A 213-nucleotide genomic window follows, 5' to 3' on the forward strand; every position below is an offset into this window, starting at 1 on the left:
TTAATCGCTGACTACTTGACTAGTGAATACATAGCTAGCAAGAGGTAGACGCAGTGAACTGAAACATCTTAGTAGCTGCAGGAAGAGAAAGAAAAATCGATTCCCTGAGTAGCGGCGAGCGAAAGGGGAAGAGCCCAAACCAGTAAGCTTGCTTACTGGGGTTGTAGGACTGAACAATAGAGTTACCAAAGTGCGACGTAGTCGCAACAGTTG

The 213-nt window shown here is 46.0% G+C and carries 1 rRNA gene; it reads left to right on the forward strand.

Annotation, left to right across the window (positions count from 1 at the left end):
* Positions 1–213: ribosomal RNA gene (locus tag H5S39_RS02350) — 23S ribosomal RNA — on the forward strand; the annotation flags it as partial.

The organism is Limosilactobacillus rudii (assembly GCF_014145455.1).
Lineage (GTDB): Bacteria > Bacillota > Bacilli > Lactobacillales > Lactobacillaceae > Limosilactobacillus > Limosilactobacillus rudii.